The organism is Zhengella mangrovi, assembly GCF_002727065.1.
GTDB classification, from domain to species: domain Bacteria; phylum Pseudomonadota; class Alphaproteobacteria; order Rhizobiales; family Rhizobiaceae; genus Zhengella; species Zhengella mangrovi.
In genome coordinates this window covers 319,286-345,486 of the sequence record NZ_PDVP01000003.1, presented here as the reverse complement: position 1 = coordinate 345,486, position 26,201 = coordinate 319,286, and the positions used below count along the sequence as shown (strand labels likewise).

General features: G+C 65.2%; 14 protein-coding genes and 1 pseudogene. 14 read left to right on the top strand and 1 reads right to left on the bottom strand.

Features of this window, described 5'->3' with window-relative positions; genetic code table 11:
* The first annotated feature begins 17 nt into the window (after positions 1–17).
* The 13 genes and pseudogenes from CSC94_RS08405 to CSC94_RS08345 all read left to right on the top strand — a co-directional run bounded on the left by CSC94_RS08405 (position 18) and on the right by CSC94_RS08345 (position 23,497).
* The gene (locus tag CSC94_RS08405; protein WP_099305826.1) at positions 18–1,433 is read left to right on the top strand and encodes an MFS transporter; all 1,416 of its coding nucleotides are present in this window, start codon (positions 18–20) and stop codon (positions 1,431–1,433) included.
* An 84-nt stretch (positions 1,434–1,517) separates the two neighbouring features.
* Positions 1,518–2,988 (top strand): annotated as a pseudogene (locus CSC94_RS08400) (NarK family nitrate/nitrite MFS transporter); the annotation flags it as partial.
* Positions 2,909–6,664, top strand: a complete 3,756-nt coding sequence (locus CSC94_RS08395; RefSeq protein WP_099305822.1) for a nitrate reductase subunit alpha — start codon at positions 2,909–2,911, stop codon at positions 6,662–6,664. The pseudogene CSC94_RS08400 and the gene CSC94_RS08395, both read left to right, overlap by 80 nt.
* Positions 6,661–8,196 (top strand): nitrate reductase subunit beta, encoded by a 1,536-nt coding sequence (gene narH / locus CSC94_RS08390; protein ID WP_099305820.1) that lies wholly within the window; start codon positions 6,661–6,663, stop codon positions 8,194–8,196. The genes CSC94_RS08395 and narH overlap by 4 nt, the downstream gene beginning before the upstream one ends.
* Positions 8,196–8,909, top strand: a complete 714-nt coding sequence (gene narJ / locus CSC94_RS08385) for a nitrate reductase molybdenum cofactor assembly chaperone (RefSeq protein WP_099305818.1) — start codon at positions 8,196–8,198, stop codon at positions 8,907–8,909. The genes narH and narJ overlap by 1 nt, the downstream gene beginning before the upstream one ends.
* Positions 8,910–8,922: 13 nt before the next feature.
* On the top strand, positions 8,923–9,645 hold the full coding sequence (gene narI / locus CSC94_RS08380; RefSeq protein ID WP_099305816.1) for a respiratory nitrate reductase subunit gamma: 723 nt from the start codon (positions 8,923–8,925) through the stop codon (positions 9,643–9,645).
* 5 nt (positions 9,646–9,650) lie between these two features.
* On the top strand, positions 9,651–10,568 hold the full coding sequence (locus tag CSC94_RS08375) for a peptidylprolyl isomerase (RefSeq protein WP_099305814.1): 918 nt from the start codon (positions 9,651–9,653) through the stop codon (positions 10,566–10,568).
* On the top strand, positions 10,565–11,245 hold the full coding sequence (gene can, locus CSC94_RS08370; RefSeq protein ID WP_425356513.1) for a carbonate dehydratase: 681 nt from the start codon (positions 10,565–10,567) through the stop codon (positions 11,243–11,245). The genes CSC94_RS08375 and can overlap by 4 nt, the downstream gene beginning before the upstream one ends.
* Positions 11,229–12,275 (top strand): GTP 3',8-cyclase MoaA, encoded by a 1,047-nt coding sequence (gene moaA, locus CSC94_RS08365; protein ID WP_425356510.1) that lies wholly within the window; start codon positions 11,229–11,231, stop codon positions 12,273–12,275. Before can ends, moaA begins: the two co-directional genes overlap by 17 nt.
* 3 nt (positions 12,276–12,278) lie before the next feature.
* Positions 12,279–12,800 carry a molybdopterin adenylyltransferase gene (mog, locus tag CSC94_RS08360; protein WP_099305808.1) on the top strand — a complete coding sequence of 174 codons (522 nt, stop codon included), beginning with the start codon at positions 12,279–12,281 and terminating at the stop codon, positions 12,798–12,800.
* A 223-nt stretch (positions 12,801–13,023) separates the two neighbouring features.
* A complete protein-coding gene (locus CSC94_RS08355) occupies positions 13,024–14,136 on the top strand; it encodes an outer membrane protein transport protein (RefSeq protein WP_133122844.1) in 1,113 nt (370 codons plus the stop codon).
* A gap of 222 nt (positions 14,137–14,358) precedes the next feature.
* On the top strand, positions 14,359–22,419 hold the full coding sequence (locus CSC94_RS08350) for a lectin-like protein (RefSeq protein ID WP_099305804.1): 8,061 nt from the start codon (positions 14,359–14,361) through the stop codon (positions 22,417–22,419).
* A 4-nt stretch (positions 22,420–22,423) separates the two neighbouring features.
* Positions 22,424–23,497 (top strand): peptidoglycan-binding protein, encoded by a 1,074-nt coding sequence (locus CSC94_RS08345; protein WP_099305803.1) that lies wholly within the window; start codon positions 22,424–22,426, stop codon positions 23,495–23,497.
* Positions 23,498–23,530: 33 nt separating this feature from the next.
* On the opposite strand, the gene CSC94_RS08340 is transcribed toward CSC94_RS08345, so the two are convergent.
* Positions 23,531–24,298: a DeoR/GlpR family DNA-binding transcription regulator gene (locus CSC94_RS08340; RefSeq protein ID WP_099305802.1), complete on the bottom strand. Its 768-nt coding sequence runs from the start codon at positions 24,296–24,298 to the stop codon at positions 23,531–23,533.
* A 301-nt stretch (positions 24,299–24,599) separates the two neighbouring features.
* Between CSC94_RS08340 and glpD the strand changes: the two genes are divergently transcribed.
* On the top strand, positions 24,600–26,195 hold the full coding sequence (gene glpD / locus CSC94_RS08335) for a glycerol-3-phosphate dehydrogenase (RefSeq protein ID WP_099305800.1): 1,596 nt from the start codon (positions 24,600–24,602) through the stop codon (positions 26,193–26,195).
* Positions 26,196–26,201 lie beyond the last annotated feature (6 nt).

The following is a 26,201-nucleotide window of genomic DNA, read 5'->3' as shown; positions in this document are numbered from 1 at the left end:
GAAGTCGGGGACTTTCGATGGAACTCCAGAACAAGGCCACCAGCCTTTGGGGAAACTTCTTCAAGGTGACGATGGTGCAGATCCGCACGTTCCACATGACGTGGTTCGCTTTCTTTCTTTGCTTCTTTGCTTGGTTCGGCATCGCGCCGCTGATGAAAGTCGTTCGCGACGAACTGGCACTGACGAAGGAGCAGGTCGGCTGGACGATCATCGCATCGGTCGCGGCCACGGTGTTCGCCCGGCTGCTCATCGGATGGCTGTGCGACCGGATCGGTCCGCGGCTGACCTATACCGGCCTGCTGACACTGGGGGCTTTGCCGGTGATGGGCATCGGCCTGGCGCATGACTTCCAGACGTTCCTGATCTTCCGCCTGATGATCGGCGCCATCGGCGCTTCCTTCGTCATCACGCAGTATCACACCTCGGTCATGTTCGCTCCCAACGTGGTCGGCCAGGCCAATGCCACCTCGGCGGGCTGGGGCAACCTCGGCGGCGGCGTGACCCAGTTCGTCATGCCCCTGATCTTCTCCGTCTTCGTCGTCGGCTTCGGATTCTCGGAGGCGATCGGCTGGCGCCTGTCGATGGTCGTCGTGGGGGCGGCGATCTTCTGCACCGGTATCGCCTATTACTTCTGGACGCAGGACGCGCCCGACGGAAATTATGCGGATTTGAGGGCGCGCGGAATGATGCCCGAAAAGAAGACGGTGAATGCCAATTACCTCAAGGCGCTGGGCGACAGCCGCGTGTGGATGCTCTTCATCATCTACGGCGCCTGCTTCGGCATCGAGCTGACAGTCAACAACACGGCGGCGCTGTATTTCGCCGACTATTTCAAGCTGGGTCTCGTCGAGGCCGGCCTCGTGGCCGCGTCCTTCGGCCTCATGAACATCTTCGCCCGCACGCTCGGCGGCATCTTCGGCGACAATTACGGGGCCCTGTGGGGCCTGCGCGGTCGCGCCTTTTGGCTCTTCATCTGCCTGTTCTGCGAAGGCCTGGCGCTGATGCTGTTCTCGCGGATGAACGTCCTCTACCTGGCGCTGCCCTCGCTGATCGTCTTCTCGCTCTTCACGCAGATGGCCGAAGGCGCGACCTATTCCGTCGTCCCGTTCATCAACAAGAAGGCGCTTGGCGCCGTGGCCGGCGTGGTCGGCGCGGGTGGCAATGCCGGTGCCGTCGCGGCAGGCTTCCTCTTCAAGGGCGCGATCACCTGGCCCGATGCCTTCCTGATCATGGGCATGGTGGTGACCGCCGCTTCCTTCCTCGCCTTCTTCGTCCGCTTCAGCCCGGAACAGGAAGCCGAGGAAAAGGCGAACTTCATGGTCGCCAACATCGAGACACTGCGTGCCCGCGCCGACAAGGCCATGAAGGATTTCGAGACCGGACTGGCGATCATCGAGCACCAGAAAACGAACAAGGCCCCCGCGGCCGAATGAACCCGATCCGGCAGGCCAGGCAGTCCGGCCTGCCCCCCATCTCAGCCATCAAGGGAGGTTCCCATGGCAAATTCCGCAACCACCGCCAACAGCGGCCACGTGCTGCAGGACTGGCGTCCCGAAGACAGCGCGTTCTGGGACAATTCCGGCCGCGCGATCGCAACCCGCAACCTGTGGATCTCGATCCCGGCGCTGCTGCTGGCCTTCTCCGTGTGGATGGTCTGGTCGGTCGTCGTCGCCCGCATGCCGGCCATCGGCTTCGCTTTCTCCGTTGACGAGCGCTTCTGGCTCGCGGCCCTGCCGGGCCTGTCCGGCGCCACGCTGCGCATCTTCTATTCCTTCATGATCCCGATCTTCGGCGGGCGCCGCTGGACGGCCATCTCCACGGCGTCGCTGCTGCTGCCGGCCATCGGCATCGGTTTCGCCATCCAGAACCCCAACACGTCCTACATGACGTTCCTGGTGCTGGCGCTGCTCTGCGGCTTCGGCGGCGGCAACTTCGCCTCCTCGATGGCCAACATCGCCTACTTCTATCCCAAGAAGACCAAGGGCAATGCGCTGGCGCTGAATGCCGGTCTCGGCAACCTCGGCGTTTCGGTCATGCAGTTCACCGTTCCGCTGGTCATCACCATGGGCGTGTTCGGCTCGATCGGCGGCGAGGCGCAGGTGCTCGAGGACGGCTCGAAGCTGTGGCTGCAGAACGCCGGATTCATCTGGGTGCCGTTCATCGCCGTCGCGGCGATCGCCTCCTGGTTCGGCATGAACGACATCGCCGATGCCAAGGCCTCGCTCGCCGACCAGCTGTCGATCCTCAAGCGCTTCCACAACTGGGTGATGTGCATTCTCTATACCGGCACGTTCGGTTCCTTCATCGGCTATTCGGCGGGTTTCCCGCTGCTCATGAAGACGCAGTTTCCTGAAGTCAACGCGCTGTCCTATGCCTTCCTCGGCCCGCTCGTGGGTGCGCTGTCGCGCGCTGCCACCGGCTGGATCTCCGACAGGTTCGGCGGCGGCCGCGTCACCTTCTGGGTCTTCCTCGGCATGATCGCCGCGGTGTGGGGCGTGATCCAGTTCCTGCCCGTCGACGGCCAGGGCGGCAATTTCTGGGGCTTCTTCGCCTGCTTCATGGCGCTGTTCTTCCTGACCGGTGTCGGCAATGCCTCCACCTTCCAGATGATCCCCTCGATCATGCGCCAGGAAATCCCGCGCATCTTGGGCGCCAACAACCCCGAGACGCTGAAGGTCGCGGAACGCGAAAGCGCGGCCATCATCGCCTTCACCTCTGCCATCGCCGCCTACGGCGCCTTCTTCATCCCGAAGGCCTACGGCACGTCGATCTCCATGACCGGTGCTCCCAACGGCGCGCTCTGGGCCTTCCTCGTCTTCTACGTGGTCTGCCTGGCGATCACCTGGCTGTTCTACTCCCGCAAGGGCGCCTCGGTGCCCTGCTGAAACCCGGCGAAAGGTTTCCTGAAATGTCCCATCTTCTCAACCGCCTGAACTTCCTGGCGAAAAAGAACACCGGCACGTTCTCCGACGGTCACGGCGTCACCACGACGGAAAACCGCGACTGGGAAGACGCCTACCGCAAGCGCTGGCAGCACGACAAGATCGTGCGGTCGACCCACGGCGTGAACTGCACCGGCTCCTGCTCGTGGAAGATCTACGTCAAGGGTGGCATCGTCACCTGGGAGACGCAGCAGACGGACTATCCGCGCACCCGGCCGGACCTGCCGAACCATGAACCGCGCGGCTGTGCGCGCGGTGCCAGCTACTCCTGGTACATGTACTCGGCCAACCGGGTGAAGCACCCGCTGATCCGGTCCCGCCTGCTCAAGCTGTGGCGCAAGGAGCGGGCGGTGAAGACGCCGATCGGGGCCTGGGAAGCGATCCAGACCGATCCGGCCAAGCGGGCGGCCTACACCTCGATCCGCGGCCACGGCGGTTTCGTGCGGGCCTCCTGGGACGAGGTCAACGAGATCATCGCCGCCGCCAACGCCTGGACGGCGAAGACCTATGGCCCGGACCGGGTGATCGGCTTCTCGCCGATCCCGGCCATGTCCATGGTCTCCTACGCGGCGGGCTCGCGCTACCTGTCGCTGCTCGGCGGCACCTGCATGTCGTTCTACGACTGGTACTGCGACCTGCCGCCGGCCTCGCCCATGACCTGGGGCGAGCAGACCGACGTGCCGGAATCGGCCGACTGGTACAATGCCGGCTTCCTCATCCTGTGGGGATCGAACGTGCCGCAGACCCGCACGCCCGATGCCCATTTCTACACCGAAGCCCGCTACAAGGGCGCCAAGTCGGTCGTGGTCTCGCCGGACTATTCGGAAGCGGCGAAGTTCTCCGACATCTGGCTGCACCCCAAGCAGGGCACCGACGCGGCGCTCGCCATGGCGATGGGCCACGTGGTGCTGCGCGAGTTCCATCTCGACCGGCAGGCCGAGTATTTCGAGGACTACTGCCGCCGCTACACCGACATGCCGATGCTGGTGAAACTCGTCAAGAAGAACGGGCATTTCGTGCCGGACCGGCTGCTGCGCGCATCCGACTTCAAGGGCGCGCTGGGCGAGAAGAACAACCCGGAATGGAAGACCGTCGCCATCGACGGGAAGACGAAGAAGCCGGTGACACCGGCCGGCTCCGTCGGCTTCCGCTGGGGTGAACAGGGCAAGTGGAACCTGGAGTCCAAGGACGGCAAGGGCCGCGATGTCGAACTCGACATGAGCTTCGTGCTTGACGGCGAGCACGACGAGGTGGCGAGCGTCGCCTTCCCCTATTTCGGCAACCGGGAACACGATCATTTCCAGGGCACCGACCACCAGAGCGTGCTGTTGCGCTCGGTGCCGGCGCGCAAGCTGAAGCTGGCCGAGGGCGACACGCTGGTCGCCACCGTGTTCGACCTCTTCGTCGCCAATTACGGGCTGGATCGCGGCTTCAATGACGCGACCTGCGCCACGTCCTACGACGACAACGTGCCCTATACCCCGGCCTGGGCGGAAAAGATCACCGGGGTTCCGCGCGACCACATCATCACCGTGGCACGCGAGTTTGCCCGCAACGCGGAGAAGACCAACGGCCGCTCGATGGTCATTCTCGGCGCCGGCCTGAACCACTGGTATCACATGGACATGAACTACCGGGGGATCATCAACCTCCTGGTCATGTGCGGGTGCGTCGGCCAGTCGGGCGGCGGCTGGAGCCACTATGTCGGCCAGGAGAAGCTGCGTCCGCAGACCGGCTGGCTGCCGCTGGCATTCGGGCTGGACTGGAGCCGCCCGCCGCGGCAGATGAACTCGACCTCGTTCTTCTATGCCCACACCGACCAGTGGCGCTACGAGACGCTCACGGTGGACGAGATCCTGTCGCCGACGGCACCGGAAGGGCCGTGGGACGGCACGCTGATCGATTACAACATCCGCGCCGAGCGGATGGGCTGGCTGCCGTCCGCGCCGCAGCTCAAGACCAACCCTCTGGCCGTCGCGAAGGCCGCGGCAGAGGCGGGGCAGGAGGCTAAGGACTACGTCGCCGCCCGGCTCAAGGCCGGTGACCTGGAAATGTCCTGCGAGGATCCGGACGACCCGGCCAACTGGCCGCGCAACATGTTCGTCTGGCGCTCCAACCTGCTCGGCTCGTCCGGCAAGGGGCACGAGTATTTCCTCAAGCACCTGCTGGGAACGCAGAACGGCCTGATGGGCAAGGATCTCGGCGAGGAAGGCCGGCAGCGCGCCCGCGAGGCGAAGTGGCACGACGAGGCGCCGGAAGGAAAGCTGGACCTGCTGGTCACGCTCGACTTCCGCATGTCGACCACCTGCGTCTATTCCGACATCGTTCTGCCGACGGCCACCTGGTACGAGAAGAACGACCTCAACACGTCGGACATGCATCCCTTCATCCACCCGCTTTCCAGCGCGGCGGATCCGGCCTGGGAAGCGCGCAGCGACTGGGAGATCTTCAAGGGCATCGCGCGGAAATTCTCCGATGTCGCCCCGGAAATCCTGGGCGTCGAGAAGGATGTCGTCCTCGTGCCGATCCAGCACGACACGCCGGCCGAAATGGCCCAGCCCTTCGACGTGAAGGACTGGAAGACCGGTGCGGTCGAGCCGATGCCGGGCAAGACGATGCCGGCGGTCGCCGTGGTGGAACGGGATTATCCCAACCTCTACAAGCGCTTCACCGCGCTCGGGCCGCTGATGGACAAGCTCGGCAACGGCGGCAAGGGCATTTCCTGGAACACGGAGCACGAGGTCGAGGCTCTGGGCAAGCTGAACGGCGTGGTCACCGAGGACGGTCCGACGAAGGGCCGGCCGCGGATCGAGAGCGACATCGATGCGACGGAAGTGATCCTGATGCTGGCGCCGGAGACCAACGGCGAGGTGGCGGTGAAGGCATGGGAGGCGCTGTCGAAGAACACCGGCCGCGACCACACCCACCTGGCGGTGCCGAAGGAAGACGAGAAGATCCGCTTCCGCGACGTCGTTGCCCAGCCGCGCAAGATCATCTCGTCGCCGACCTGGTCGGGCCTGGAATCGGAGAAGGTCTGCTACAACGCCTGCTACACCAACGTCCACGAACTGATCCCGTGGCGCACCATCACCGGGCGCCAGCAGCTCTACCAGGATCACCTGTGGATGCGGGCCTTCGGCGAGGCGTTCTGCGTCTACCGGCCGCCCATCGACACCAAGACGGTGAACCCGATGATCGAGGAGAAGTCGGCGGGCAAGAAGTCCGTGGTGCTCAACTTCATCACGCCGCACCAGAAATGGGGCATTCATTCCACCTATTCCGACAACCTGCTCATGCTCACGCTCAACCGTGGCGGACCGGTGGTCTGGATCTCGGAAGAGGATGCCAGGACGGCGGGCCTGGTCGACAACGACTGGGTCGAGGTCTTCAACACCAACGGTGCCATCGTGGCACGCGCGGTCGTCTCCCAGCGCATGAAGCAGGGAACGATCTACATGTACCATGCCCAGGAGAAGATCGTGAACACGCCGGGATCGCAGCTCACGCAGCAGCGCGGCGGCATCCACAACTCGGTCACCCGGGCGATCACCAAGCCCACCCACATGATCGGCGGCTACGTCCAGCAATCCTACGGCTTCAACTACTACGGCACCGTCGGGGCCAACCGCGACGAGTTCGTCGTGGTGCACAAGCTGGAGAAGGTCGACTGGATGGAAGACCCGCTCGACGAAACCGTCACACCCAAGGAGGCGGCAGAATGAAGATCCGCGCTCAAATCGGCATGGTGCTCAATCTCGACAAATGCATCGGCTGTCACACCTGTTCGGTGACGTGCAAGAACGTCTGGACGAACCGCGAGGGCGTTGAATACGCCTGGTTCAACAACGTCGAGACCAAGCCCGGTATCGGCTACCCGAAGGACTGGGAGAACCAGAAGCGCTGGAACGGCGGCTGGACCCGCAAGGCGAACGGCAAGATCGAGCCGAAGGGCGGCGCCAAGTGGCGCATCCTGGCCAAGCTCTTCGCCAACCCGGACCTGCCGGAGATCGACGACTACTACGAGCCGTTCGACTTCGACTACGACCACCTGCAGACGGCCCGCGAAAGCAAGACCTTCCCGACGGCACGGCCGCGGTCGCAGATTTCCGGCGAGCGGATGGAGAAGATCGAGTGGGGCCCGAACTGGGAGGAAATCCTCGGCGGGGAGTTCTCCAAGCGGTCGCAGGACACCAATTTCGAGGGCGTCGAGAAACAGATCTACGGCGAGTTCGAAAACACCTTCATGATGTACCTGCCGCGGCTTTGCGAGCACTGCCTGAACCCGGCCTGCGTCGCATCCTGCCCGTCCGGCGCCATCTACAAGCGCGAGGACGACGGCATCGTGCTGATCGACCAGGACAAGTGCCGCGGCTGGCGCATGTGCGTGTCCGGCTGCCCCTACAAGAAGATCTATTACAACTGGTCTTCGGGCAAATCGGAGAAATGCGTGTTCTGCTACCCGCGCATCGAGGCCGGCCAGCCGACCGTCTGCTCGGAAACCTGCGTGGGGCGCATCCGCTATCTCGGCGTCGTGCTCTATGACGCCGACCGCATCGGCGAGGCGGCCTCGGCGGCCGACGAGACCGAGCTCTACGAGGAGCAGCTGAAGATCTTCCTGGATCCCAACGATCCGGCCGTCATCGAGCAGGCGCGCAAGGACGGCATTCCCGAAGCCTGGCTGGAGGCCGCGCGCCATTCGCCGGTCTGGAAGATGGCCATGGAATGGAAGGTCGCGTTCCCGCTTCACCCGGAATACCGGACCCTTCCCATGGTCTGGTACATTCCGCCGCTGTCACCCCTCACTTCAGCGGCGGAAGCCGGAAAGATCGGACTGGACGGCGACATGCCGGACGTCCGGTCTCTCCGGATCCCGGTGCGCTACCTCGCCAACCTGCTGACGGGCGGCAAGGAGGCGCCGGTGGTCTCGGCACTGGAGCGCATGCTGGCCATGCGCGCCTACATGCGGGCCAAGTCCATCGACGGCGTCACCGACGAGGCAATTGCAGAGAAGGTCGGGCTGACGGGCGGCATGATCGAGGACATGTACCGGATCATGGCGATCGCCAATTACGAGGACCGCTTCGTGATCCCGACCTCGCATCGCGAGATCACCGAGGACGCCTACGACGTGCGCGGCTCCTGCGGTTTCACTTTCGGCAACGGCTGCTCGGGTGGCGGCGAGACCGATCTTTTCGGCGCCAAGCGCACCCGGACGGTGCAGACGCCGGTTCACCGTCATCCGGAGGGCGTGTGATGAACGAGACGCTGAAAATCCTCTCCATCCTGCTGTCCTACCCCGACGAGGCGATGGCCGGGGCCATGCGGGAGATCCGGCAGGCGGTGGCCGGCCTCGGCGGGATCAGCCAGGCGCAGAAGGGCCTCATCGAGATGCTGGCGAGCGATATCGCCGGCCTCGACCTCTTCGACGCCCAGGAGCGCTATGTCTACCTGTTCGACCGGACGCGCACGCTGTCGCTGCACCTGTTCGAGCACGTTCACGGCGAGAGCCGCGACCGGGGGCAGGCCATGGTCGACCTGCTGGCCATGTACGAGGCCGACGGGCTCGAGATCGACGCCCGGGAAATGCCGGACTACCTGCCGGTCTTCCTGGAATACCTGTCGGTGAAGCCGCAGGCGGAGGCGGCGGAGCTGCTGGGGCAGGTGGCGCATATCGTCGTTGCCCTGGGCGAGCGGCTGAAGAAGCGCGGCTCGGTCTATGCCAATGCCTTCGCGGTGCTGGAGGAACTGGCCGCGGGCAAGCCCGATGCCGCCCTGGTCGGCGAACTGGTCGGTGCGCCGGAACACGACCCGGCGGACCTGGAGGCGCTCGACCGCGTCTGGGAAGAGGAAGCGGTGACCTTCGGCGGCAATGCCGGCGAGGGAAGCTGCGGCCCGGACCGCCTGCAGCGCCAGATGCGCGCCCATACCCGCAAGCCGGACGCTGCCGCGCCGGCCAACCCCCTTTGAGCGGAGGCCAGTCATGTCCGGCTTTGTGAACACGCTTCTCTTCGGGATCTATCCCTACGTCGCGCTGGTCGTGCTGATCCTCGGCACGGTGCTGCGCTATGACCGCGACCAGTATTCCTGGCGCTCCGGCTCCTCCCAGCTTCTGCGCCGGAAACAGCTCGTCTGGGGCTCGGTGCTCTTTCATGTCGGCGTGCTGGTGATCTTCGCCGGCCATTTCGTCGGCCTGCTCACCCCCATCGCCGTTTTCGAGGCGCTCGGCGTCAGCCACGAGGCGAAACAGCTGCTCGCCGTGATCGCCGGCGGCATTGCCGGTGTCATGGGCATCGCCGGCGCGAGCCTGCTCGTCCACCGCCGCCTGTTCGATGCGCGGGTGCGGTCCAACTCCAGCACCAGCGACACGCTCATCATCATCCTGCTGTGGATCCAGCTGGCGCTCGGCCTGTCCACCATCCCGGTCTCGCTGCAGCATCTGGACGGCGAGGAAATGGTGCGCTTCATGTCCTGGGCGCAGGGGATCTTCACCTTCCATGGCGATGCCGCCTCGCACGTGGCGCACGTGTCGCCGATCTTCAAGGCCCACCTGTTGCTGGGCATGACGATCCTGCTGCTGTTCCCGTTCACCCGCCTGGTGCACATGCTGTCGGCCCCGGTGCGCTACCTGTGGCGCCCGGGCTACCAGGTGGTTCGTGAGCGCAACCATCGCGCCGCCCCCGTGCGGCTGCCGGCCGGGGAGTGAGGGCCATGGCGACGATCTATCGCAACCCGAGCCTCGCCGCCGGTGCGCCTGTCGGGCCTTCGGCGGACGGCGTCGGCTACACGACCTACAAGGAACCCGACACCCGGGTGCCGCCAAGGCCGCTCCCGGTGATGCGGGAAATCACGGTCGATGGCGTGGCCGTGCCGGAAGACGCCATCCTGCGCGAGACCCAGAACCATCCGGCAGCCAACCCGGGCGAGGCGCTGCGCGCGGCGGCCGAGGCGCTGGTCGTGCGCCAGCTCCTGCTGAATGAGGCGCGGCGCCAGGACCTTCTGTGCGAGATGCGCTCGGAGAACGGCCAGACGGAAACCTTCGAGGATGCCGCGATCCGCGCGCTCACGGAACGGGAGATCGCCGTTCCCAGCGCCCGTGACGAGGAATGCCAGCGGTTCTACGAGGCCAACCGGGACCGCTTCACCAGCGCGCCCCTCTACGAGGCGCGGCATATTCTCATCGCCGCGCCGGAGGGTGACACGGTGCGGCGCGAAGCGGCCCGGACCGAGGCCCAGGCCATCTGCAATGGCCTGCAGGCCGATCCCGGCGGCTTCTCGAGGGTGGCGCAAGCCGTCTCGGCCTGTTCATCGGCTGCGCAGGGCGGCAATCTCGGGCAGCTTTCGCCAGGATCGACCGTGCCCGAATTCGAAACCGCGCTGGCGCGGATGGAGCCGGGCGAGATCAGCCGGGCACCGGTGGCCACCCGCTTCGGGTTCCACGTCATTGCCCTCGACCGGGCGGTGGAGGCGCGTCAACTGCCCTTCGAGGCGGTGCGGGAGCGCATCGCCGACTGGCTGGAGGCGCAGGCCTTTTCCCGTGCCGTGGCGCAATATGTCGCCATCCTGGCAGGCCGGGCCCGCATTACCGGCATCGACATGGGCGGGGCGGAATCGCCGCTGGTGCAATAAAAGCCGGACGGAGCAGGGCGGACCCCATGATCAGTGACCTTCTCAGGCACAACCGGCAATGGGCCGAGGGCCGCGAGCGCGACGACCCGGGCTATTTCGACCGGCTGTCGAAGCTGCAGAAGCCGGATTACCTGTGGATCGGCTGTTCCGACAGCCGGGTGCCGGCCAACGTGATCACCGGGCTTGAACCCGGCGAGGTCTTCGTTCATCGCAACGTGGCGAACCTCGTCCACCGCGGCGACCTGAACCTGCTCTCCGTGCTGGAATTCGCGGTCGAAAGCCTCGAGGTGAAGCACATCATCGTCTGCGGCCACCATGGCTGCGGCGGTGTCCGCGCGGCGATGGACGGTCGCCGCCACGGCATCATCGACCACTGGCTGCAGCCGATCCGCGACGTGGCGGACCTCCATGACGGCGCGCTTGCCGGGACAGAAGATCCCGAGGCACGGCTCAACCGGCTGTGCGAACTTTCCATCCGGTCACAGGTGGACAGCCTGGCGCGCACGCCGATCATCCAGTCGGCCTGGGCGCAGGGGCGGACGCTTGCCATTCACGGCTGGGTCTACGGCCTTCACGACGGGTTGCTGCGCGACCTGTCTTGCGACCGCGCCGCGGCCGGACCCGGTACACGCTGCACCCATGCCGACTGTCATGGGACCCATGCCCATGACGCCTGACAGGAGCATCCCGTTGACCACGCCTGCCCGTAGCCAGCCGACACTCACCGACACGTTCGGCCGCGCCATCACCTACCTGCGTCTGTCGGTGACCGACCGCTGCGACCTGCGCTGCACCTATTGCATGTCGGAGCACATGACCTTCCTGCCGCGCAAGGACGTGCTGAGCCTGGAGGAAACCTACCGCCTGGCCGAGACCTTCATGCGCCTGGGTGTCCGCAAGCTGCGCCTGACCGGCGGCGAACCGCTGGTGCGCAAGAACATCATGACGCTGTTGGCCCAGTTGAAGCCGCACTTGGAGGCAAGGGACCTCGACGAGGTGACGCTGACCACCAACGGAACGCTGCTGGCCCGCTACGCGGCGGCGCTGAAGCAGAACGGCGTCACACGCGTCAATGTCTCGCTCGACACGCTGGACCCGGACCGCTACCGCGCCGTCACGCGCTGGGGCGACCTCGCCAGGGCGCTTTCCGGCGTCGATGCCGCGCTGGCCGAAGGGCTTTCGGTCAAGCTCAATGCCGTGGTCCAGAAGGGCCTGTTCGAGCGCGACGCGGCAGACCTGATCGCCTTTGCCCACGGTCGCGGGATGGACCTGACCTTCATCGAGGCCATGCCGCTGGGCGGCGCACTGGACGACTACGGCGCCAACCACCTGCCGCTGACGGAGGCCGAGGCCTGGCTCAGGGCGCGCTACACGCTGACCCCGGTGACGAAGAAGACCGGCGGACCGGCACGCTACATGCGCGTTGGCGAAACCGGCGGGCTGATCGGCTTCATCGCGCCGCTGTCGTGCAACTTCTGCGCCTCCTGCAACCGCATGCGTGTCAGCTGTACCGGGCAGCTGTTTCCGTGCATGGGCGACGACGGGGCAGTCGACCTGCGGGCCGCGCTGCGGGGCGGGGAGGGGCCCGAGCAACTGGAGCAGGCCATTCTCGGCGCGGTGGCGGCCAAGCCCCGGGGGCATGGCTTTGGCTTTGACGGGACGGTTTCTGGCGGGCTATCCCGGCCCATGTCGCACCTGGGAGGATAGGACATGCAAATCGTTGCGCTCGTGATTTCCGACCGCGCCAGCCGTGGCGAGTACGAGGACAGGGGCGGGCCGGCGATCGCGGCCTGGCTGGAGGCGGCGATCACCTCGCCTTACGGGTTCGAAACCAGGATCATCCCGGACGGACGCGATTCCGTCGCTTCGGCGCTGCTGGCGCTCTGCAGCACCGAGCGCGCCGATCTCGTGCTGACCACCGGTGGCACCGGCCCGTCGCCGCGCGACGAGACGCCGGAAGCCATGGCGGACGTGATCGAAAAAGAACTGCCGGGCTTTGGCGAGCTGATGCGCAAGAAGAGCCTGGAGGAGGTGCCGACCGCCATCCTGTCGCGGCAGACCGCCGGCGTGCGCGGGACGACGCTGATCGTGAACCTTCCCGGAAAGCCGGCCTCCATCCGCACCTGCCTCGATGCGGTCTTCCCGGCCATTCCCTATTGCCTCGACCTGATCGGCGCCGGGCGAATCGATACCGATCCCGCCGTGGTGGAGGCATTCCGGCCCGGCCAGTGACCCCGTCACTTCAGCACACGCTTTCCGGACCTCGCCTGCGCCCTTGAAACAGGGGAAAAAACCTTCCGAACGGCGCCAGCCGACAAGCTGGCCCGGCAAAACCGCCGGTGCAACTTGTGGAGGCTTGACTGTTGGCTGCCGCGGTGCGGACTATACAGTATCTTCGGGGACGGATGGGGATCGGGACTTGCATATCCGGGCATCGCTTCTTGGCATTTCAATCGTGTTTCTTGCCACGTTGGCCAGGGCAGGGGGATTCGACCGGGGAGGAACGGCCGATCTCTCGGTGCTCTACGACGATGCGCCGTTTTCGGTGAGCAGCCAGTTGCTGTTCGTCGCGCCACAACGCCAGTTCGCCACCATTACCCCGTTTCCCGGGCCGGGACCGCTGGTGCCGGCCGCACCTGCATTCTCCGGCGTCTTTTCCAGGGATTACGTCGTGCCGTCCGTTGCCGCCGCCGTGCGCCTTGGCGATCACACGGCCTGTGCCGCCACCTATACGCAGCCGTTCGGCGCCGCATCGGACTATTCGGGGTTCCTGGCCGGATCGGCGCCCGACGGTTCGGTTTCGCAGGGTTTCCGGACCCATGAATACGGGCTGACCTGTGCCCTGCGCATGGCGGCGGGACCCGGCCGGCTGCACTTCCTCGGCGGCGTTTTCATCGAGCAGTTCAGCTTTTCCCAGGACCAGCTGATCGCGCCGGGCGTCGTCGCGATGACGTCCGCGACCGACAATTCGGCGCTTGGCTACCGCCTCGGCCTGGCCTACGACATCCCGCAATACGGCATGCGCGCCGAACTGCTCTACCGGTCAGCGGTGACCCACAATGCGATCGGCATGGTGACCGGTCCCGGCCTGGCCATTCCGATCACCGTCGGCAACACGCTGCCGCAGTCGATCGAACTGAAGGTGCAAAGCGGCATCGCGCCGGGATGGTTTGCCTTCGGTTCGGTCAAGTGGGCCGACTGGAGCGTTCTGCGGTCCATCACGGTCAACAGCGGGCTGGGACCGTTGCGCACCTTCACGCTCAACTACCGGGACGGGTGGACGGTGAGCGCCGGGATCGGTCACCTGTTTTCCGAAAGGCTGATCGGAACGGCCGTGGTAAGCTGGGATCGCGGCGTGGGAACCGGGGCCGACATCCAGACCGATACATGGACGGCCGGACTTGGCGGCAGCCTTCGTTTCGACAATGGCGGCGAGATCACCGCGGGGGCCAGCATCAGCCTGCTGACGGCGGGAAGCCAGTCCGTGTTCCGAGGGGCCGGGTACAACGCCACGGTCGGCACGGACCTGACCTACAGCGTCTATCTGTCGGGGCGTGTTCCGTTCTAGAGATCGTCCGCTTTTCGCTGAATCGCTTCAATGCTCTATCCTGTTGTTTTGACGCAATTCCTGACGCAAGGCCGGTGACCATTTTCGCTGGAATTGCTCCGGCCGCTTCACCCCTGTTGCCGGCACGCCAACATGGCGGGCGCGGCGATTGACGATGGTCAATGACCCGGGACTGCCCTGCGCACCATTGTTTCCGTGCGAGGTTCAGTTTTTCGGTGACACATGGAAAGCCTGACGTTTTCCTGCTTTCGGATCGTCCGTCTGCTGGCGTGTCTTTGCCTTTTCTCCCTTTCCACGCCCGTGGCCAGCGTCGCGGGCGGTGATGCCGGTTCATCCGGTCCTGCATCCGCCAGGCCGATGGAATACGGCGTCGACGTGGCCCAGGCCCTGCTTCCCGAGCCAGAAGACCAACCGGATGACCGGTCCGGTGCCAGGATCGATATCGAGGGCATGGCACGCGTTCTGAGAATGACGGACGCAGAGGTCCGCATCGCTCGCATGCTCCACGAGGTGCGGACCGGACAGCGGTCACCGGAGCAGTTCTTCAGGGGACTGGCGTCAGATGGCATGAAAGCGACCGTGGGCGATGTGAAGACCATGTTCGACGTGATGAAGGTCCGGTCGAAACTGGTCGATCATCCGGAAAGCTGGTTCAAGGACCAGATCCTGGGTCCAACGTACGATGCCGGCGGCACCCCGGTGGAGAGACAGTTGCTGCTCTGGCGCAGGACCGAGACCAAGGCTGCCATCACGGACGTGATCAACCGGTTCCGGAAGGCCGGCCGGATGCCGGCCAACGACTTCAAGCTGATCATTTCCCACATCGGCAAGTGGGCGAGCCAGTCGGATGTTTCACTGACATTCACCGGCGATATCGATTTCAGCTTCGTGTGCAACGATATCGATCTTGCCAAGGACATGAAGGCGGCTTTCGGGGAAATCATCTTCGAAAGGACCGGGCTGACGCCGACGGCGCTGGATTCCGTTGCCACGGCGCACGGCGCTGCGGGCCTGGAAGTCTACATCGGCGAACACGGCATGAAGTTCGCGGAAGACCAGATGAAGATCAACGAGGTGGTCGATCTTGCGACCGGTGCGCGCCGGAAGGTCGAAGGCGACAATGCCGTGATGGAAATCGCCGGCATCCTGACGCCGGAACGCGAATTCGCGAAGGCGGCGGGTATCGAGTTACCGACGCCCAAGATCAACAACGAGCCGGGACTGTCGATGGAGATGGCCCGGCATTTCCAGCACGACATCGTCAAGCCGAAGCTTTTCGACGCGACCAATGCCGTCGTGAAGGCCGCCAAGTACCTCGACCGGAGCTACAAGGCGCTCGAGGCGGCGGGCGGGACGACCGGGGATCCGAAACTGGCGGAGTTCGCCAGCGAGATCACCAGGCTCGCCAATGCAAAGCCGCAGTCCGGGGCGACGCGGGACAGCACGGTTCGTGCCATCTCCGACTTTTTCGGCAGCCCGCCGCGAACGGTCTGGGATGCGAAGTCGAAAAAGCTGGTGCTGACGATCGACGCGAAGGCGATCGAGGCTTTTCATGCCAAGGCAACAAAAGCGTTGTGGGCCACGGTCGTCCAGGGGTCCGACACGCAGACGAAAATGATGGACCAGCGCCTCCGCGACCTGCTCGAGCGGGATGCGAAGGGCGGCGAGGAGGACGCGGTCAAGGAAGAGATCGCCAAGCTGCGCCAGGACATGGTCGGCCTCGTCGACATGGTGGAAGCCGAGATCCTCGCGATGAAGGGCGAGACGGTGCCGATCGAGATCTACGACAACAACGCCAAGGTCCGGTCGATGATCGAGTTGCTGGCCAGGCGTTTCGGCACGCGGATCCTCAGCGTCGAGGAGCTCAAGGACAAGCGGTTCGTCGAGGAACTGATGAAGGGCCAGGAGGGCAAGCCGAAGGGTCTCGTGCATGAAATGCTCAAGAGCTACATCATGGAGCGAACGATCAACGCCGCGGCGCGGGGCGCGATGGAGGGCGTGGAAAAGGCGAACGAGCTGCTGGACTTCGTGGACGACCGGCTGCTGGGGTCGTTGCGGGGCGAGGGCGATTTCGCCGCGTTCGAAGCGGAAATGAAAAAGATCCACCTGGCCGAGATGGATCCGAAAACGCATACGGAGGCCCTGGGCATGCTGACCGCGCTCAAGGGCAGGGTCACAGCCAAGATCAGGGAAACCAACGTCCGCCTGAACGAACAGCTGCAGGCGACCGCGGCCCGGCGGCAAGGCATGAAGCTGATGATGGTCTACGGCCTGATCGACGAGATGCTGGCCTACCGGGATGCCTGGGACGCCGAGGGATGGAAGGGATTTGCGACGGAGTGGGTCCGCCGCCGCGTGCCGCTCGGTTCGGCCGTCGAAAGCTACGTGATGGGCAATACGCTGCGCGCGGGATGGGATGTCATCACGACCATCGTGCCGCCGCTCGGGCTGCCCGAAGCCGCCTACGGCATGGCCGCGGCCACCTATGACCGGGTGCAATCGACCTACTGGAGCGAGCAACTCGAACTGTTCACCGACAGCCTGTACGAGAACGCCGTCTTCAAGCCGGAGTTCGACGCCACTGGCGACGAGCGCCGGATCGTCCGGTTCCGCCTCATCTCGACGACGTACGAAGGCAAGGAACTGGACCTGCGGGAGTTCGCGGAAAAACGCGAGGAAGAGGTTGCGGCCCTCCGGGAAAAAGTGGCCAGGCACCGTATCGATCCCCGGGACTACCAGGACAGCCTGCACGGTTTCTCGGCGTGGCTCGAAGCGGACAAGGTGCTGAAAGCCAATCTCGAATCGACCGACCCGGTGCTGATGATGCTGGAAGACATGGCCGGTCACGAGGCGACGGGGCCGAAACTGCTGGAACGGATCGCGGAACAGCGGTTTGCCCGCTGGGAGGAGGTCAAGCTCGGCTATCTCGTCAATCTCATCAAGCGCCTGGAAGACCGGCGGCTGGCCGACCAGATCCTCCTGGACGGCACCGAGATCGCCCTGTTCGAGGAATTGCGCCGGATCGCGATCGAACTCAAGATCGAACAGGCGGTCCGCGACGGCCTTCAGAACGAAGCGCAATCCAGCCATGCGAAGACCTTCTACACCTGGCTTTGGGACACCAAGCGGTCCACGCTCCTGCAGGCGCCCGTGCAAAGCGAGATGTCGAAGGCCGTGCAGATCGGCAGGAAATTCCTGGAGGCCTACAAGAAGGTGCTCGTCCTGGCACGGCGTGCAACGGCGGCCCCCGCCGAGGGCGAGGAGAGAAAGCTGCCGGCGGGGGCGGCGAGCGATATCGAGGGACCCTACCTGACCTCGACACTTTTTCTTTCGGGAAATGGCGAACCCGACCTGGCGCGGGCAAGGATGTGGTTCGATGCCATCGACCGGTCGCGGGAGCGCACCCGGGCGGCCCTGGTCGAAATCAAGCGCAGTTTCCTGCCCAACGCCAATCTCGACGAGAAGGATGACGACTACGTCAGCCGGGCATTTGCCCATGAGGTCTGGATCGGACCCTACCAGAACGCGCGGCTGCGCGATCCGCGCTGGACCGCGCGTGGTGCCTGGCACCGCGACGAGCGCGACAAGGTTTACGAGGAATACCGGCGCTGGCTGGAGCAGAAGGGGCCGGTCGAACTGACGGTGACGGCCGTCGATGCCGAGGACGCGAAGAAGCGGCTCCACGCGCTGACGATCTCGCTGCAACCCACCGACGGACTGGGCGACCCCGTCAGCGCGTTCGCGCTCGGCAATTCCGTGCGGGCCGGTGTTTCGATGGGACGCTACAGTCTCACGGTGTCCTCGCCGGGTTATCTCGATGCAAAGAAGTCTGTGCTTCTGGGACGCGGCCTGACGCCGAAGCCGCAGGAACATTTCGAGTTGAAACCCGATCCGACGATCAAGGCGGACGAGGGGAAGCAGGACGACGGGACGGAGGAGGCCGAAACGCCGCCCGACGGAAAGGACAAGGGCAAGGTGGAAACCGGCGAAAAGAGCAAGAAGACGGACGGCAAGGAAATCACCGACCAGGGCGAGCAGGACGATGGCGGCGATGGCAAGACGCAGGAGGTTGTCACCGGCCCCGAGGACGGGGGTGTCACCGACGAGGAAGAGCCAAAACGCGACGAGTCCGAGACGCCGGTTGAAACGCCTGTCTTCACCGGCACTTGCGGCGACGGGTCCGCTTCCGCGCCGAAGGCGCCAAAGGTTACCCAGCCGAAAACCGACTTCCCGCCCGTGACCAAGGCGCTCAGCCCGAGGCAGCAATGCCTGGCCGGGAAGCCCAGGGGGTCGGAAATCCCATGCCTCGATGGTGACGACCAGCACTGGTACGAAGGCAAGTGGACCTGCTGCGAAATGCTCGACGACCGCGTCACCGGCGTCGAGGTGATCGAAAGCCGCAAGATCGAGGGCGAGCTTCCGCCGCCACCGCAGGACGAGGCCTTCTCCGCCTCGATCGAAGCGCCGACCCTGGACCTCGAACCCGGGCAGAGCATCCGGATCTCGGCGAAAGTCATCGGCGGTACCGATCCCTGCACGATGCAATGGAAAGGCCCGGTCTCCGGCGGCAGCAAGACAGCAGACCTGACAGCCCCGGACACCCCGGGCGATGTTCCCGTCGAGTTCCATGTGTCCGATGCCGACGGCCGGACAGCCGTGGCCCGGAAGGTCTTCAAGGTGAGCGAACTCACGCTCGTGCTCTCGACGACGGCCGGCGCACGGGGTCCGGTTGCCGTAGGCGACTGGGTCGACCTGTCGGTCGCTCTGGAAAAGGCCGGGAAGACGGTTGCGCCCGGGGACTATACGCTGCGGTGGGAACCGTCGACCGAGGTCGAGTTCGCCAACGCCGAGCGACCGGGCGTTACCGGCAACAGGGTCCAGTTCAAGAAAACCGGGCGTCACCTCGTGTGGGTGGTTGCGTTGGCGAAGCGCGACGGCGCCCTGTCGACGGTCGCGGAGTCCAACCAGCTTGCGATCGATGTCGTCGAGCCGTCGGTCGCTCTGAGAGTGCAGCCGCAGGCGCCCTACATCGGCGAGGCGGTTCGCATCACGGCGCAGGAACGGCCGGCGCTGGGCGACAAGGACGCTTCCTACTGGTGGGAATTTTCCGGGGATGCCTATGCCGCCGGCGCCACCGCAAACCAGCGGATCTTCAGCTTCAAGGCCCGGAGCACCGCGCCGGTGGTGGTGACGGCGCACCTGAAAGGCAGGGCGGACGGAAACGAACTCGCGTCGGCATCGGTGACGGTCACGGCGCAACCTTACAGTGTTTCGGTGGTCAACCTTGGCCCTGCCTGGGGCGGGGACACGACGCGGCCGAAGGTCTGGAAACCCGGCGAAGGCACCGTGTCCCTGGAACAGGGCATCTCCACCTTCGAAGACGTGCGCCTGCGTGCCGACATCACGCCCGTCCCGAAGGATACGGTTCTTCGCTATGTCTGGTCGGTCGACGAGGGGTCGACCCTTTCGGGCAACGGGGCGACCCGCGAGACCCGCGTCCAAAGGTCGTCTGCCGGGTCGATCGAGGCGAGGGTGGAGATCCGCAACGCCGACAACGTGGTGCTCGGCACTGGAGCCGTTGTGGTACCGGTGACGGCCCCGCCGGATGATTCCGAGGCCGACAAGACCAGGGCGGACGCACTCAGATCGCTGCTCAGCCAGGCGCACCAGCAATGGGCGGCCGGCGAGGTGGACCGCGCCTGCGACACCGCCCGGAAAGCGGCCGCCACGGACGGGACATCCCGGGAAGCCGCGTCGCTCGTCTCGTCCTATTGCGAGGGCGCGCGCACCATCTCCGAGGCGGTGGCCGCTGCAGACCGGGCGCTTTCCAGCCAGGATATCGCGTCGGCAAGAACATGGCTTGCTGCCGGCGAGACCGTGAACCGGAAGGCGAAGGTGCTCGGGGACCTGGCGGAGCGGATCGCGGAGGCCGAGACGCGGCAGGATGCCATCCGGGCGCTCAACGAAAAGTCCAGGCAATCGCTGGCAAACGGCGACATCGACGGGGCAAGAAAAGCCGTCGAGCAGGCGCTCGCCATCAACCCGAATGATCCCGGGACAAATGCCCTGAAACAGCAGGTCGAAAGCGAGGCCGCGACGCTTGCCGCGCGGAATGCGGCCTGCGAACAGCGGCTGGCGGTTATCGCGCTGGGTGCGCGGCAGGTCAGTGCAAGGGACTGGGCATCGGCGGTCGAGACGCTCGACCGGGGGCTTGCCGATTTCCGGACGGTGTGCCCGGACGACCGCTACAACCCGGTCTTCGACAAGGCCATGGCGCTCAAGCAGAAGGCGGCCGGGGAAGTGTCGCGCAAGGCGGCCTGCGACCGTCGCCTGGCGCTCATCGTCACGGGCACGCAGCAGTGCCAGCAAAAGAACTGGAGCGAGTGCCAGTCGGTGCTGGAGACGGCGCTGCAAGGCATCGAAACGGCATGCCCGCCGGATGCCGGGTCTGTCATCGACCGCGCAAGATCACTGCTTGCGGCCGCCCAGGACAGGCAGAAGCGTTGCAAGGCGCGTCTCGACCTCGTTGAAAGCGGCATGGATGACTGTCGCCGTGGCGAACTGGCAAGTTGCCGGGCATCGATCGAAAAGGCCGCCGACGGCGCCGAAGAGGATTGCGACCAGCAAGCCATGATCGCCATCGGCCGGGCCAAGGATGATCTCGCTCAACTCGACCCGGTTCCCGATGAAAACAGGCAACCCGATGACATACCCGACGTCATCGGTCGGGAAACGATTGGCAACTACGAGATCGTGTACACCGGGGGCGGCCTGACCTGGGCCCAGGCCGAAAGCGCTGCCCGGGCAGCCGGTGGCCACCTGCTGGTGATCAACTCGGCTGAAGAAAACGAACATTTTCTCGGTCTGGTCAGAGATAAAACCGAACTCTGGTTCATCGATGGGGCGGGCAATACCCAGGGACCGTGGCTCGGCGGATATCAGCCGGAAGGTTCCAGTGAGCCGGGCGGAGGCTGGCGCTGGGTTACCGGTGAACCTTTCGATTACACGAACTGGACACCCGGAGAACCCAACAACTACGGGGGCGCGGAGAATTGCGCCCAGTTCTTCGGGCGCGGTCGCGACAACCGCAACGTGACCTGGAACGATGTCGGCTGCGAGTCGACGTCGGTCCGCGCCTATATCGTCGAGTTCCCGGGCAGCGTCCCGATCGAAACGAAGGCGGCCTGCGACCGGCGCCTGACACTGATCGCCACCGGCGCGCAGCAATGCCAGCGACAGAACTGGAGCGAATGCCGGTCGGCGCTCGAGACGGCACTGCAGGGCATCGAAGCGGATTGCCCGCCGCACGCCGGCTCGGTCATCGACCGGGCACGATCACTGCTTGCCACTGCGAAAGAGAGGCAGAAGACGGAAGCGGATCATGTGCCGGAACAGTCGGCAACGTCCGATCAGCCGAAAGTACCCGATCAGCCGGCTACTCCGGTGACGCAGGATTCGTGGCGTCTCGTCGAGGCAAAGGCATTCAAGCAGCCGACGACCAGCAAGACGAACATCAACATCGAGATGCCGCTGGCCGCCAACCGGGCCATGCTGGCCACCCGGGACATCTGGGGGGACAAGAACAACGATTACGTCGGAGAATGCCGCTGGACCTCGCCGGGCTCGCGCCTGGTCCCGGGGCAGGCCTATCGCTTTTCCGCCGACGTGGTGGCGCGTGGCGTCGCCCGCGACCTGTACAAGCACCTGGACTACGAGAATGTCCAGCTCGGACACGGGTTCAATGTCGTGAACAAGGACGGCAAGTGGACCGGCGGCTACTCGATCGGGAACTGCATCGCTTCCATTGGCGCGCAGACATACGACGCCAAGAACCATTGCCAGACCAATGACTGGAGCCCGCCTGAAGGGCGACCGGGAGACCGGCTTGTCTTCGACGTCATGTGTTCCGCACGCGCCGGGACCTCCGGCTACCATTTCACCTACGAATGGCAGGCGGCGGGCACAGCGACGGGCGAGGCCGCCAGCGATGCCGTGGCCGGTTGCGAGGGACTGCCGGGCGAGTGGAACTGGTTCATCAACGGCGTCGTGACGATCAGGCCCGACCATACCCACCAGCAGGGCAATATCGGCGGGACCTGGTCCTGCAAGGGATCGACGGTGCGCATGGAGTGGAACCACGGCTACGTGGACGAACTGGAACTGTCCGCCGACGGGATGCACCTTGGTGGCAAGGGCTGGCCGAAGTCGAACCCGAACGGCGCCTATCCGGTGAGCGGTGACCGCCGCCATGATGAAACCAGGGCCAAGCCAGGCGGGGGATGAAACCATGCCGAGCCAGAAAACCGTATTCGCGCTTGTCTTCCTGCTGGCGGCAATGCCCCGGCTCGCGCATGCCGGGGACCCGTTGCAGGATGCGCTCGATGCCCTGAACAAGGCGGAAGAGACGGTATCCGGGGCGACTGCCGGCCAGCCGCCCAAGCCGGTAGAGCCACCTGCTGACGTGAAATCGCAACCCGCCGAAAGCGGGGAAGCCGGACAACCGGCGGATGCGGCGCCGAAGCCGTACGGATCCCAGGCGGAGATCGTGTTCTGGCAAACGATCGCGGCGTCCCGGAACGCGGCCGATTTCGAGGCCTATCTCGCCCGCTGGCCGGATGGCACGTTTGCCGTGCTGGCCCGCAACCGGCTGGACGCACTGGCGGCGGACCAGGCCCCGGCGTCAGAGGAGCAGCCACCGGCGGACGAGCCGCCGCCGGTTGCCGAACAGGAGCCGGCCAAACCGGACAAGGACGCCGAACTCAACCGGCTGGTGGAAGAGATGGAGAGCCATTTCTTCGGCCGCGGCCGGCCGGTCGACTATGCGCGTTCCTACGAGATTGCCCTGCAATGCGCGCCGATGGGCCATCCCAAGTGCATGTTCCGGCTGGGGCGATTGCTGGAGACCGGGCGCGGCGTCCGTGCGGACCCCGTTGCCGCAACCGACTGGTACGAGAAGGCCGCCGAGGCTGGCGAGCCTTACGCGATGTTCAACCTCGGCAACCAGTACTTCACCGGAACCATCGTGCCGAAGGATCTCAGCCGCGCCTATTCGCTCTACGAGCGGGCGTATCAACTGAACCTGACCGAAGCGGGCTATGGCCTGGCGATGGTGCTGGTCGAAAAGGCCTATGCCGGGCGGCGCGATCCGGACCTGGCGGCGGATTTCATGCTCGTGGCCATCGAGCACGGCTTCGACCACGCGCGCCGCGTCATGATCGACAAGGGGCAGTCGTGGCCGCGCGAATTCCGCATGGCGCTGCAACGGAGCCTGCGACGGGACGGGTTCTACCAGGGCGCGATCGACGGGGATTTCGGGCCGGGAACGAAGGGAGCCATCGAGCGCGCGTTCAAGACGCAGTGAGGCGCCGGGCCTCGACGCGATGGCGGGGGGAGGTCAGCCCGGCGCGGCCACGACCACTTCCGTCGTCCAGTCCGCGCACTGACGCGACAGGGCAGGCCCGAGCGGCTTGTCGGTGAAGAAGACGTCGATGGCGGCGAGCGAGGCGATGCGGGCCGGGGCAGTGCGCTGGAACTTCGAATGATCGGCCACCAGGAAGGTCTTGCGCGCCTGGCGGATGATCGACTTCGACACGTTGACCTCCTGGATGTCGAAGTCGAGCATGTCGCCGTCCTGATCGATGGCCGAGCAGCCGACGACCGCCAGGTCGAACTTGAACTGCATGATCGTCTGCGTGGCGAGGTCGCCGACCAGTCCGCCGTCGGAACGGCGCAGCGTGCCGCCGGTGACGACGACCTGGCAGTCGGGGTTCACCGCGAGGATGTTGGCCACGTTGATGTTGTTGGTGACCACCAGCAGGTTGCGGTGGTGGACGAGCTGGCGGGCGACGGCCTCCGTGCTGGTGCCGATGTTCAGGAAGACGGAGATGTCCTCCGGGATGCGCGACGCGCAGGCCTTGGCGATGGCCGCCTTTTCGTCCTCGTTGAGACTGCGCCTGTCCTCGTAGCCGATGTTGGTCGTGCCCGAGGGCAGCATGGCGCCGCCGTGGACCCGTTCCAGCCGCCCGGCGTCGGCCAGTTCCGACAGGTCGCGGCGGATCGTCTGCTGCGTGACGTGGAAATGATCGGCCAGTCCCTCGACGGTCACCCGGCCATCGCGGCGCGCGATGTCGAGGATCTCGGTCTGGCGAAAACTCTGGGACATGCCTCCTCCTTCCTGCCCCACGAGGCGAGGTCAATCCGTCCAATGTGATCGCAAATGTTCGATAATGCGCGGAATTTGTCAAATGAAACCACCAAGCGGCGTTAACGGCCCATTGAACCGATTCAATTTCGGCCTTCGCAGGTGCGAAAAAGCTCTGTTTTTCGATCTAACTGCCTCATTTTGCCCAAGAAATTGCGGTTTTCCCCGATCCGAATAATTTAGAAAGCATCTTGTTTTCATTTTTGTTTGTTTATGTTAGTTTCCGCTTGTGTGGATATCACGGGAGGAAACGGTGTCCGACATGCCGGAAGGTCATCCGACTTTCGATCTGTTCATCATCGGTGGCGGAATCAATGGTTGCGGCATCGCGCGGGATGCGGCCGGGCGGGGCCTGTCGGTCGGCCTGGCAGAGATGAACGACCTGGCGTCGGCGACGTCCTCGGCTTCCACAAAACTGTTTCACGGCGGGCTGCGCTACCTGGAGTATTTCGAGGTCCGGCTGGTGCGCGAGGCGCTGATCGAGCGCGAGGTGCTGCTTCGGGCCATGCCGCACATTTCCTGGCCGATGCGCTTCGTGCTGCCCTACCATGCGGGCATGCGCTTCGATACGGAGACGCCGGCCTCACGCGTGCTCAACACGCTGATGCCCTGGATGAAGGGGCGCCGCCCGGCCTGGATGATCCGGCTCGGCCTGTTTCTCTACGACCATCTCGGCGGGCGGAAAATCCTGCCCGGCACCGCGACGCTGGACCTTCCCGGCACGCCGGAAGGCGCGCCGCTGAAGGCGGACTTCCGGAAAGCCTTCGAATATTCGGACTGCTGGGTTGAGGATTCGCGCCTCGTGGTTCTCAACGCCCGGGACGCGCAGGCGCGGGGCGCCCAGGTTTTCGTGCGCACAAAGGTGGTGTCGGCGGAGCGCGATCCGGACGGCTGGACGGTCAGCCTCGAGGACGTGGCAAGCGGCAAGCGGCGGACCGTCCGCGCGCGGATGCTGGTCAATGCCGGCGGGCCATGGGTCGGCGACATCATCGCCAGCAAGGTGCGGCTGAATTCGACTGAAGGCGTGCGGCTCGTGCGCGGCAGCCACATCGTGACCCGCAAGCTCTATGATCACGACAAGTGCTACTTCTTCCAGGGCCGCGACGGGCGGATCATCTTCGCGATTCCCTACGAGGGCGACTTCACGCTGATCGGCACGACCGACAAGGAGCATTCCGATCCCGCCGTGAAGCCGGAATGCACGCCTGAGGAGCGCGACTACCTGTGCGCCTTCGCTTCGGAGTATTTCAAGACGCCTGTGACGGCGGATGACATCGTCTGGACCTATTCCGGCGTCCGCCCGCTCTACGACGACGGTGCGTCTTCCGCGACCGCGGCGACGCGCGACTACACGCTGAAGGTCGATGATGCCGGCGGAGCGCCGGTGCTCAACATCTTCGGTGGCAAGATCACGACCTACCGGCGGCTGGCCGAGAGCGCGATGGAAAAGATCGCGCCCTATTTTCCGGGGCTGCCGCCGGCCTGGACCGCCGGCGTGGCGCTGCCGGGCGGAGATTTTCCCGTCGATGGCGTCAAGGCGCTGGAAGACAAGCTCGCCGGTGCCTACCCGTTTCTCGATGGCCGCCAGGTGCGGCGGTTCGTGCGCGCCTACGGTACGGAGGCCTTCGCTGTCCTGGGCGACGCGTCGGCGGCAAGCGACCTTGGCCGCGCTTTCGGCGCCGGGATGAGCGAACGCGAGGTGGCCTGGCTGATGGACCGCGAATTTGCCCGCAGCGCCGAGGATATCGCCTGGCGGAGAAGCAAGCTCGGCCTGCGGATGACGGCCAGCGAAATGCAGGCACTGGATGACTGGATGCGGGACCGACGCGCGGCCGGTGAAAGCGCGGCGGCGGAATAGGCCCGG

Excerpts from the sequence above, each read along its gene's own strand:
- CSC94_RS08405 (WP_099305826.1), top strand. The coding sequence starts at position 18 with ATGGAACTCCAGAACAAGGCCACCAGCCTTTGGGGAAACTTCTTCAAG.
- CSC94_RS08395 (WP_099305822.1), top strand. The coding sequence starts at position 2,909 with ATGTCCCATCTTCTCAACCGCCTGAACTTCCTGGCGAAAAAGAACACC.
- narH (WP_099305820.1), top strand. The coding sequence starts at position 6,661 with ATGAAGATCCGCGCTCAAATCGGCATGGTGCTCAATCTCGACAAATGC.
- narJ (WP_099305818.1), top strand. The coding sequence starts at position 8,196 with ATGAACGAGACGCTGAAAATCCTCTCCATCCTGCTGTCCTACCCCGAC.
- narI (WP_099305816.1), top strand. The coding sequence starts at position 8,923 with ATGTCCGGCTTTGTGAACACGCTTCTCTTCGGGATCTATCCCTACGTC.
- CSC94_RS08375 (WP_099305814.1), top strand. The coding sequence starts at position 9,651 with ATGGCGACGATCTATCGCAACCCGAGCCTCGCCGCCGGTGCGCCTGTC.
- moaA (WP_425356510.1), top strand. The coding sequence starts at position 11,229 with ATGCCCATGACGCCTGACAGGAGCATCCCGTTGACCACGCCTGCCCGT.
- mog (WP_099305808.1), top strand. The coding sequence starts at position 12,279 with ATGCAAATCGTTGCGCTCGTGATTTCCGACCGCGCCAGCCGTGGCGAG.
- CSC94_RS08350 (WP_099305804.1), top strand. The coding sequence starts at position 14,359 with ATGGAAAGCCTGACGTTTTCCTGCTTTCGGATCGTCCGTCTGCTGGCG.
- CSC94_RS08345 (WP_099305803.1), top strand. The coding sequence starts at position 22,424 with ATGCCGAGCCAGAAAACCGTATTCGCGCTTGTCTTCCTGCTGGCGGCA.
- CSC94_RS08340 (WP_099305802.1), bottom strand. The coding sequence starts at position 24,298 with ATGTCCCAGAGTTTTCGCCAGACCGAGATCCTCGACATCGCGCGCCGC.
- glpD (WP_099305800.1), top strand. The coding sequence starts at position 24,600 with ATGCCGGAAGGTCATCCGACTTTCGATCTGTTCATCATCGGTGGCGGA.